The organism is Streptomyces sp. NPDC021224, assembly GCF_044332905.1.
In the GTDB taxonomy this organism is placed as follows: Bacteria; Actinomycetota; Actinomycetes; order Streptomycetales; family Streptomycetaceae; genus Actinacidiphila.
On record NZ_JBIRPW010000015.1, the window covers coordinates 191218 to 201534 of the forward strand.

General features: G+C 69.3%; 6 protein-coding genes. 3 read left to right on the top strand and 3 right to left on the bottom strand.

The genetic code is table 11. The features are described from left to right. Nucleotides 1-65: 65 nt before the first annotated feature. From ACH4PY_RS29470 to ACH4PY_RS29480, 3 genes are all read right to left on the bottom strand, one after another. Complete coding sequence (locus ACH4PY_RS29470) at nt 66-1439, bottom strand: PHB depolymerase family esterase (protein WP_398189508.1); 1374 nt, start codon at nt 1437-1439, stop codon at nt 66-68. A 93-nt stretch (nt 1440-1532) separates the two neighbouring features. Then, the gene (locus tag ACH4PY_RS29475; RefSeq protein ID WP_398189511.1) at nt 1533-2513 is read right to left on the bottom strand and encodes a hypothetical protein; all 981 of its coding nucleotides are present in this window, start codon (nt 2511-2513) and stop codon (nt 1533-1535) included. A gap of 378 nt (nt 2514-2891) precedes the next feature. Continuing rightward, nucleotides 2892-4385, bottom strand: coding sequence for an endo-1,4-beta-xylanase (locus ACH4PY_RS29480; RefSeq protein ID WP_398189514.1), 1494 nt, complete (start codon nt 4383-4385; stop codon nt 2892-2894). A 944-nt stretch (nt 4386-5329) separates the two neighbouring features. Here ACH4PY_RS29480 and ACH4PY_RS29485 point away from each other — a divergent pair. From ACH4PY_RS29485 to ACH4PY_RS29495, 3 genes are all read left to right on the top strand, one after another. Beyond that, nucleotides 5330-6760 carry an arabinofuranosidase catalytic domain-containing protein gene (locus ACH4PY_RS29485; RefSeq protein ID WP_398189517.1) on the top strand — a complete coding sequence of 477 codons (1431 nt, stop codon included), beginning with the start codon at nt 5330-5332 and terminating at the stop codon, nt 6758-6760. Nucleotides 6761-7091: 331 nt separating this feature from the next. Then, nucleotides 7092-8522 (top strand): arabinofuranosidase catalytic domain-containing protein, encoded by a 1431-nt coding sequence (locus ACH4PY_RS29490; RefSeq protein WP_398189538.1) that lies wholly within the window; start codon nt 7092-7094, stop codon nt 8520-8522. A 46-nt stretch (nt 8523-8568) separates the two neighbouring features. Beyond that, entirely contained in the window at nt 8569-10080 is a 1512-nt protein-coding gene (locus ACH4PY_RS29495; RefSeq protein WP_398189520.1) for an endo-1,4-beta-xylanase, read from the top strand. Nucleotides 10081-10317: the final 237 nt, after the last annotated feature.

A 10317-nucleotide genomic window follows, 5' to 3' on the forward strand; every position in this document is an offset into this window, starting at 1 on the left:
CGGCCGCACGCACGGCCGCGCCGCCGTCGCCGGCGCGGCCGTGTCCGCCGCTGCTGGGCCGGGAGTCAGCCGGCGGTGCAACTGAGGGTGGGGCTGGGTGCGGGGCCGCTGCCGGTGAAGCCGAAGGTGGTGGCGGCTCCTGCGCCGAGGGCTCCGTTGTAGGAGGCGTTGGTCGCGGTGACGGTGCCGGAGGTGCCGCTGTTCACGGCGTTCCACATCTGGGTGATCGCGCTGCCGGACGGCTCGGTCCACGAGACTTTCCACCCGGAGATCGCGGAGCTGCCGGAGTTGGTCACCGTGACCTCGGACTGGAAACCGCCCTGCCACGAGTTGACCGTCCGGTACGTGGCGGAGCAGCCCTGACCTGTGCCGCCCCCGGTCGTACCCGCGCTCGTTCCCGACGTCGTGCCCGTGGTCGTTCCCGACGTCGTACCGCTCGACGTTCCCGACGACGTGCCGCTCGACGTCCCCGACGACGTGCCGCCGGTCGTGCCGGTCGTGCCGTCGAGGCCGAAGAAGTGGACGGCGTAGGCGGCCATGCCCGTCTGGGGCAGTTCATGGCCGGCACCCTGGATGCTGTACGCCTCGACGTCGACCCTGCCCGCGGGATCGGCGAAGCGACTGCGGTTCCAGCCGGACTGCGGGGTGTCGGTCGCGGTGGGGGTCTGGCTGAGCCCGAAGACGTTGGTCCATTGCTTGATGTCTTCCTGCAGCAGCTGGTACGGCACGAGGTTGTCGGCGGTGCCGTGCCACAACTGGAGCGGCGGACGCGTGCCGGTGTAACCGGGATAGGCCGCCCGGACCGCGTCGCCCCATTCCTGCGCGGTGCGGACCATGCTGCCGCCGGTGCACTTGCTGGTGCCCGGCGGGTAGTCGGCAGCGTTGGCGAAGCAGCTGAACGGCACGCCCATGTAGGCCGCCCCGGCCTTGAAGACGTCCGGGTACAGGGTCAGCATCTCGTCGGTCATCATGCCGCCCGACGACGAGCCGGTGACGTAGACGCGGTTGGCGTCACCGTGGTAGGTCTGCTCGACATAGGTGATCATCGATACCAGGGAGACGGGGTCGCTCCCGCCGCCCCGCACCTTGGCCGCGTCCGACCAGGTGTCCCAGCACTTGCCGAACCCGGCCTCCTGCTCGGCGCTGGGGTAGATGACGACGAAGCCGTACCGGTCGGCCAGGGAGGCGAACTCACTGCCGGAGTAGAAGCCCGGCCCCGAGCCGCCGCAGCCGTGCAGGGCCAGCAGGATCGCCGGGTTGGCCGGGCGCGTGTCGGGCACGTACACGTACATCTGCGCACCGCCCGGGTTGGCGCCGAAAGCGGTCACCTGGGTCAGACCCGCCGCGGTGGCGGGGGAGCTGAGTCCGAGGAAGAAGGTCAACGCTGTGAACGCTGCTGCGGCGCAGACCGCGGCCAGCGCCCTTGAGATCCGTCTCATCGATTCTCCTGTGTGTGGGGGGATCCGATGCCGGTGCGAGTGGCGAGCACGCTCACCGCGCTGGACGAGCAGGAGCGGCAGGCCCTCGCGCCGTCAGTCCAGCGGTATGACGCCGGCCTGGATCGGGGCGTCCTCGGCATAGGGCGCGCCGGTCACCACGAAGGCGAGACCCGGTTGCCGCCACGGCCCCGGGCCGGCCAGCGGGATGGTGAAACGGCTGTAGCCTCGCGGCATGGGCGAGGACAGCCGCGTCCACCTGCCGGGGTCGCCGAGATCCCGGTTGAGGAAGAAGTCCGCGTCGCTGTTGGCGCTCACCAGGATGGTGCCGTGGGGGCCGCCGGAGTTCGACCAGGCCACGCTCGGCGCGGCCGACGGGGCGTAACCGTCCTGGTCGAGGAGCTCCAGGGCCGGGGACCGGCCGAACGACTCCGGATCCCGGGCGAGCTTGTAGCGCACCGGGTAGTAGGTGTCCGACACGCCGAACTCGTACGTCATGATCCACAGGCTCTGCTGCACCTGCGCGACGGTGATCATCCCCGGTCGCAGGCTGTAGTCCGCGGCCGCGGCGTCGTCGACGACCGGGCCCCAGCGCCGCAGGTCCCTGCTTGACTGGTGCGCGAGCTTCTGTCCGTGCCTCGGGTCCCGCTGGTCGGAGTAGTAGCAGATCAGCCGGTCACGGTGGAGCAGCAGGAACGGCTCCCACACGGGTGTGTTGCCGTTCTGCGGGTTCGGTGGGCCGCCCACCGCCACCGTGCTCAGGAACCGCCAGCTCAGGCCCTGGTCGGTGCTGGCGTACAGCACGATGCGGGTGCTGGAGGAGTCCAGCGAATTGGCGGCGCACAGTACCGCGCCCCTGGGGAGGCCGGCGAAGGCCCGCGGCAACTCGTACAGGAACGGCTGCAGCCAGATCCGTCCCGGCTCGCCGTCGTCGGGCACATTGCCGCGCTGCCGCCAGGTACGGCCGCCGTCGTCGCTGGCGTGGATCGGGAACCCGCCCGGTTCCGCGGGGTCGAAGTGCTGGTAGGTCGCCAGCAGGGTTCCCGGTCCGCCCGGCCGACGCCCGCCGAGCCGCACGGCTCGTGCGTACGATGCGCCCGACCCCGGGTCGGCAACCGTGACGGGGCCGAAGGGCACCTCGCCCCGCGGCGCGCCTGGGCCCGCCGGTGACGCCGCGGCCGATGGCGCGCGGCTCAGGGACAAGGCCGCAACCGCGGCCCCGCCCGCCGCCCCGAGCATCGCGCGGCGTGTCAGGCGCGTGGCCCGATCGCCCGGACCGTCCGCTCGTGGTCCGTCACCGGATGCGGTCCACCGTGGTTCATCAGTCTGCATGGTTGATCCTCACTGTGTGGCGTCGCCCGCCGTCGGGCCGGTACCGGCCCGACGGCGGGCGAGCCCGCCTTGGGGGAGACCTCTAGCGGAGCTGCCGTACGGCTGCGTCACTCCCGGCCGGCGTCAGCTCCACGCCCATTTCTGGTTGCTGCCGCCCGAGCAGGAGTACAACTGGATCTTCGTGCCGTTGGCGGAGGCGGCCCCGACGGCGTCGAGGCAGAGTCCGGACTGGACTCCGACGACGGAGCCGTCGGAGTTCACACGCCACTTCTGGTTGTCGCCGCCCCAGCAGGAGTAGATCTGGACCTTGACGCCGTTGCCGGTGCCGGCGGCGTCCAGGCACTTGCCCAGGATCTGCAGTTCACCGGCGGAGGTGTAGGTGAAGTGCTGGTTGGTCTGGCCGTTGCAGTCCCACAGCTGGAGCTGGGTGCCGTCGGTGGTGGTGGAGTTGGGCACGTCCACGCAGCGGCCGGAGCCGACGCCCTTGAGGGCGCCGCTGCCGCCCGTCGGCGGGGTGGTGCCGCCGGTGGACCCTCCGGCCGTGCTGGTCCCGCCGTCCGTGGTGCCTCCGGTGGTGGTGCCGGAGGCGGAGTTGAGGGTGTTGAGTACGGCGGTGTAGGCGGCCTTCTTGTTGCCGTTGCTGTCGAAGAGAAGGGGGTTGTCGCCGGAGCGCCAGGAGTCGCTGTCGCGGATGCCCCAGACGGTGATGCCGGTGCAGCGGGAGACGTTGAGGCAGGCGTTGACGGTGTTGGTGTAGTTGGTCGTCGAGGCCTGGGCGATGTCGAGTTCGGTGAGCTGGACGTCGACGCCGAGGGCGGCGAAGTTCGCCAGAGTGGTCTGGAAGCTGGCGGGGGGCCCGGTGGTGCCGAAGTGGGACTGGAAGCCGACACAGTCGATGGGGACGCCGCGGGACTTGAAGTCCTTGACCATGTTGTAGACGCCCTGGGTCTTGGCGTCCGACCAGTTCTCGATGTTGTAGTCGTTGTAGCAGAGTTTGGCGTTGGCATCGGCGGAGCGGGCGGTGCGGAAGGCGTGTTCGATGAAGCCGTTGCCGAGTTTGTCCTGGAAGGGCGAGCTGCGGTGCTGGCCGCTTCCTCCGTCGGCGAAGGCCTCGTTGACGACGTCCCAGGCGTAGATCTTGCCCTTGAAGTGGGTCATTTCCTGGGTGATGTGGTTGTCCATGGCGGACTGGAGGTCGGTGGCGGACAGGCTGGAGACCCAGGAGGGGAGCTGGGAGTGCCAGACGAGGGTGTGTCCGCGCATGCGCTGGCCGTGGGCCTGGGCGTGGCTGACGATCTGGTCGGCGGGGCCGAAGTTGAAGTTCCCGCGGGAGGGTTCCGTGGTGTCCCACTTCATCTCGTTCTCCGGGGTGATCATGTTGAACTCCCGGTCGAGAATGGTGGAGTACGTCGAGTCGCCGAGCCTGCCCGCGGCCACCGCCGTACCGAAATACCGGCCGGACTGGTTGGCCGCGGCGCCCAGCGTGCTGCTCGCCGCACCGGCCTGCGGGGCGGTGAGCGCGAGTCCGACGATGGTCGTCGTGGCGCTGACCGCAAGCCCGGCGAGGACCGCGACCGCCCTTTTGTGTACACGATGTGGTCTGTTCAGCCATGACATGAGGGGCCGTTCTCCTTACGTGGTGGGGGGAAGAGGGTGCGCCGGTGACATGGGGCGGACGTGTCCACCGGCGAGCAGAGGGTGGGGCCTGAGCGGAAGTGAGCGCACACCCGCGCGGTGCCGCCGATCCGGCTGGGTCGGAACTGCAGCCAGTCGACGCACACGATGGTGAGCGCTAACAACACCGTGCTCCTCTCACGCTTGCCGAATGGTGAGGTCGGGGGCTTCCCCGCTCTCACCACCTGTCAGATCCCTTTGCGGGGACGGCGGTTCGCGCTTCCGTACCGGACGTCCGCCCGGATCGAAAAGTTTCGAGCGGCGTCCGATCGTTTCGGGCACACTAGGTCGGCCGTCGGGGCACGTCAATACATATGGCACAACGCGTCGTTGACCTCCTGGCGGGGCCGGTGTGACAGGCGAGCCGGAGGTGAGCCGCCGCCGTTCGGCAGAGTGTGCGAAATCTTTCGGCTGTGGTGACTCATGTGTCCTTGCGGTGGCACAGGAGCCGGAGCGCCGAGGACGGCTGACCCCTGATCGGACGCGAACGTTCACAACCAGGAGAGGTCGCCGCTCCTCCGAGAGGGGAAGGAGATGGGATGTCTCACGCCTGGCGGCGGCAGCGTCGGGGCCCGTGAACGGGGTGTCGACACTTCGCGTGTTCCTCCTGCTCCGCGGATGTGATCCCTTGCCGGCAACGTCTCCGGTCGATCGCGGTTCCCCATGAGACATCGTCCGCGCCCTTGACAGGGCAGGGGAGTCGCGGCACCGTCTCACTCCGAAACCTCTCAGTAATCCCATTGCACCGCGGAACATTCGGCGCTCCAGAATTGTGAGCGCTAACAGACCGGGCTCCCTGGTGGGGCCCGCCCGACAGGTATGGGGAGATGAGATTGAGAACCACACGTACGGGCCGCTGGCCTACCCCGACGAGGACCCTGGCGCGGATGGCGGCAGCGGTCGCTCTCGTGGCCGGCGCGCTGGTCGGGGCGACCGCCACTGCCGGGACAGCGGGCGCGGCGACGTCGGAGCCCTGTGACATCTACGCCGCAGGCGGTACGCCGTGCGTAGCGGCGCACAGTACGACGCGTGCGCTCTACTCGGCGTACAACGGACCGCTGTACCAGGTCCGACGCTCTTCGGACAGCGCGACGAAGGACATCGGACTGCTGAGCGCCGGCGGATACGCCGACGCCGCCGCGCAGGACTCGTTCTGCGCGGGGACCACGTGCCTGATCACGGTGATCTACGACCAGTCGGGCCGCAACAACAACCTGACGCAGGCACCGGCCGGCGGCGCGGCGGGGGGACCGGACAACCTGGCCGTCGCCACGTCGGCGCCGACGACGGTGGGAGGCCACAAGGCGTACGGCGTCTTCGTCGCCCCCGGTACCGGCTACCGCAACAACCACACCAACGGGGTCGCGACCGGCGACAACCCCGAGGGCATGTACGCGATCTTCGACGGCACCCACTACAACGGCGGCTGCTGCTTCGACTACGGCAACGCCGAGACCGACAGCAACGACGACGGCAACGGCACCATGGAGGCCATCTACTTCGGCAACATCAAGGTCTGGGGCTACGGCTCCGGGAACGGCCCCTGGATCATGGCCGACCTGGAGAACGGCCTCTTCTCCGGCGTCAACCAGCATCTCAACTCCGGCGACCCCACGATCAACTACCGCTACACCACCGCCATCATCAAGGGCGAGCCCAACCACTGGGCCATCCGCGGCGGCAACGCCCAGTCCGGCGGCCTCTCCACCTTCTACGACGGTGTGCGCCCCAACGTCTCGGGCTACAACCCCATGCGCAAGCAGGGCGCCATCATCCTCGGCACCGGGGGAGACAACAGCAAAGGCGCCCAGGGCACCTTCTACGAGGGCGTCATGACCTCCGGCTACCCCTCCGACGCCACCGAGAACGCCGTCCAGGCCAACATCACCGCGGCCGGATACGCCAACTCCTCCGGTTCCGGTACGGCCGGTGCGTTGCACGCGGTGGGTGCGGGCAAGTGCCTGGACGTGCCGAACTCCTCGGCCACGGCGGGGACGCAGGTGCAGATCTGGGACTGCAACGGTCAGGCGAACCAGGCGTGGACGCGTACGTCGTCGAACCAGTTGACGGTGGTGACCGGCGGTACGCAGATGTGTCTGGACGCCTACGACAACCAGACGTCCCCCGGTACGAAGGTGGAGACGTGGCCGTGCAACGGTGGTGCGAACCAGCAGTGGAGCGTCAACTCCAACGGCACGGTCACCGGTACCCAGTCGGGGCTGTGCCTGGACGTCACCGGAGCCTCCACCGCCAACGGGGCGCAGGCCGAGTTGTGGACCTGCAACGGCGGATCCAACCAGCAGTGGACACTCGGCTGACCCACTGAACGACCACTGCGCCCTGCGGCAGGCACGCCTGTCGCAGGGCGACAGGCCGCCGACGTCGCAAGGACGGGCTGCCTGTCGCCCGCGGCACGACCAACGGCCCCCAGCTCGTGCCGGGGGACCGTAACGGCGGCGCGAACCAGAAGTGGTCCCCCCGCCCGACATCTGAACCCAGCCCGGAACCGGCGCCGGAAACGCGGCCGCGCGTTCGGCGCCGGCCCCACCCCCACACCCCGAGGAAGAACCAATGCAGCCTTCGTCCGTCCCACCCGGTTGCCCCAAGGCCCGCCGATCCCGCTCACCGGTGGCTGTCGTCCTGTCCGTGATGGCCTTGCTCGGCACGCTGCTGGCAACCGCCCTGACATGGCCGCCCTCCGCCTCCGCGGTCACCGCGCCCCTGGTCGGCTCGGGCTCCGGCCGGTGCCTCGACGTCACGGGGAACACCGACGCCCCGGGGACGGCCCTGGAGCTGTGGGACTGCAACGGTCAGGCGAACCAGGCCTTCGAGTTCACCTCGGCCGCCGAGCTGAGAACGATGGGCGGCACCCGCTGCGTGGACACCACGAGCACCCAGCCCGCCCCCGGGACCCCGGTGGTCATCAAGGCATGCAGCGGCCAACCCGGCCAGACGTGGCGGCAGAACTCCGACGGGTCGATCACCGGCCTCCCCTCGGGTCTGTGCCTGGACGCCAACGGTGCGGGAACGGCCAACGGCACCGCCGTCATCATGTGGACCTGCAACGGCCAGAGCAACCAGAAGTGGAGCCTCGCGTCGACCCCGCCCACGACTCCTCCGCCGTCCGGGAGCCGGTCCTGCGACATCTACGCCGCCGGCGGTACGCCCTGCGTGGCGGCACACAGCACGGTGCGCGCCCTGTACGGGGCCTACAGCGGCAGCCTGTACCAGGTACGGCGGTCGTCCGACAGCACGACGAGGGACATCGGTGTGGTGTCGGCAGGAGGGCGCGCGGACGCCGGGGCACAGGACGCGTTCTGCGCGAACACCACGTGCGTGATCACCACCGTCTACGACCAGTCGGGGCACGGCAACGACCTGAAGTACCAGGGCCCCGGCGGTGCCGGCGGCTCCGACACCCCCGCGAAGGCGACGTCCGAGTCGCTGACGGTCGGCGGCGGGAAGGCGTACTCCCTCTACATCAACCCCGGCAACAGCTACTGGCGCGACGGGCACCTCACCGGCGTCCCCACCGGCAGCGCCCCCGAGGGCGCCTACATGGTCACTTCCGGCACCCACGTCAACTCCGGCTGCTGCTTCGACTACGGGAACAGCGAGACCGACCGCAGGGCCGACGGCGCGGGCGCCATGGACGCGATCTACTTCGGCACCAGCTGCTGGTTCGGCGGCTGCTCCGGCAGCGGCCCCTGGGTCCAGGCCGACCTCGAATACGGCCTCTACTCCGGTGGCAGCCAGTCCTGGAACGGCAACCAGCGAGCCTTCACCAGCCAGTACGTCACCGCGATGCTCAAGAACAACGGCACCTCGCGCTTCGCGATCAAGGGCGCCAACGCCCAGACCGGCAGCCTGACCACGCTCTGGAACGGAGCCCTGCCGCCCGGCTACAGCCCCATGAAGAAACAGGGCGCCATCATCCTCGGCAGCGGCGGCGACTGCTGCAACGGCAACACCAACCAATCCCAGGGCACCTTCTACGAAGGCGCGATCGTCGCCGGCTACCCCTCGGACGCCACCGACGACGCGGTCCAGGCCGACATCACCGCCGCCGGATACCGCTGAGCCGAGAACGGACCACACCGACACCACGACACATGGGAGGTATCCGATGCCCTCGGGCACACGCATACTCCGCTCACCGCGCAGCCGCCTGGGTGCGCTGGCCGTCGCGCTGACCGCTACCCTCGCGACCGTTCTGACCGGCCTCGCTGCCACCCCCGCACAAGCGGCGTCCACGCTGAGGTCGCTGGCAGAGGGCCAGGGCAGGTACTTCGGCACCGCGCTGACCGACGGCGACCTGAACATCAGCGGGGAGATGGCGATCGCCAACGCGCAGTTCGACATGGTGACACCCGGCAACGAGATGAAGTGGGACACGACCGAGCCGTCCAACGGCTCCTACAACTTCGGCCCCGGCGACCAGATCGTCAACTGGGCCCAGTCGCACAGCGCCCGGGTGCGCGGGCACAACCTCGTCTGGCACGCCCAGCTGCCCGGCTGGGTGAACAGCGTTCCGCAGAACCAGGTCCAAGGAGTGATGGAGTCCCACATCACCACCGAGGTGAACCACTACAAGGGCAAGATCTACGCCTGGGACGTCATCAACGAACCCTTCAACGAGGACGGCAGCCTGCGTCAGGACGCGTTCTACAACGCGATGGGCAGCAACTACCTGGCCGACGCGATCCGCACCGCGCACAACGCGGATCCGAACGCCAAGCTCTACATCAACGACTACAACATCGAGGGTGAGAACGCGAAGAGCAACGCCCTCTACAACCTGGCGAAGTCCATGCTTGCCCAGGGCGTACCTCTGGGCGGCATCGGCCTGGAGAGCCACTTCATCGTCGGCCAGGTGCCGTCGTCGATGCCGGCGAACATCCAGCGCTTCGCCGATCTCGGCCTGGACGTCGCGATCACCGAACTGGACGACCGCATCCAGCTCCCGGCGTCCGCTGCGAGCCTGCAGCAGCAGGCGACCGACTACGGCACCGTGGTCAAGGACTGCCTGGCGGTCCAGCGCTGTGTGGGCGTGAGCCAGTGGGGCGTGGACGACGGGCACTCCTGGATCCCCGGGACCTTCCCCGGTTACGGCGCGGCCACCATGTACGACAGCTCCTACCAGCCGAAGCCGGCGTACAGCGCGGCAGCCGCGGCGCTGGGCGGCTCCGGCAGCACCACGGGCGGCACGTCCAGTGGTGGCACCACGGGTGGCACCGGGGGGTCGTCGGGTGCGTTGCACGCGGTGGGTGCGGGCAAGTGCCTGGACGTGCCGAACTCCTCGGCCACGGCGGGGACGCAGGTGCAGATCTGGGACTGCAACGGTCAGGCGAACCAGGCGTGGACGCGTACGTCGTCGAACCAGTTGACGGTGGTGACCGGCGGTACGCAGATGTGTCTGGACGCCTACGACAACCAGACGTCCCCCGGTACGAAGGTGGAGACGTGGCCGTGCAACGGTGGTGCGAACCAGCAGTGGAGCGTCAACTCCAACGGCACGGTCACCGGTACCCAGTCGGGGCTGTGCCTGGACGTCACCGCAGCCTCCACCGCCAACGGGGCACCGGCCGAGTTGTGGACCTGCAACGGCGGATCCAACCAGCAGTGGACACTCGGCTGACCCGCTGAACGACCACTCGAGGGTGCGGGCCGCTTCCCTGGACCGGGAAGCGGCCCGCACCCTTCGGCACGGTGGTCGCCGTGACGTGCGTGAGGGCGGCGGGCACACCCCTTCGGGATGCGCCCGCCGTCGTCGTCGCGTCGGGTCAGTGTTGGAGGGTGAGGAGGCCGGGGCGCCAGGGGAGTTGGTCGTAGGCGCCGCCTGCGTTGGGGTTCTTGCCCTGGTAGAGGAGTTGGA

Bases quoted from the DNA above. Each gene is read 5' to 3' on its own strand.
- ACH4PY_RS29470 (WP_398189508.1), bottom strand. From the start codon at position 1,439: ATGAGACGGATCTCAAGGGCGCTGGCCGCGGTCTGCGCCGCAGCAGCG.
- ACH4PY_RS29480 (WP_398189514.1), bottom strand. From the start codon at position 4,385: ATGTCATGGCTGAACAGACCACATCGTGTACACAAAAGGGCGGTCGCG.
- ACH4PY_RS29485 (WP_398189517.1), top strand. From the start codon at position 5,330: ATGGCGGCAGCGGTCGCTCTCGTGGCCGGCGCGCTGGTCGGGGCGACC.
- ACH4PY_RS29490 (WP_398189538.1), top strand. From the start codon at position 7,092: ATGGCCTTGCTCGGCACGCTGCTGGCAACCGCCCTGACATGGCCGCCC.
- ACH4PY_RS29495 (WP_398189520.1), top strand. From the start codon at position 8,569: ATGCCCTCGGGCACACGCATACTCCGCTCACCGCGCAGCCGCCTGGGT.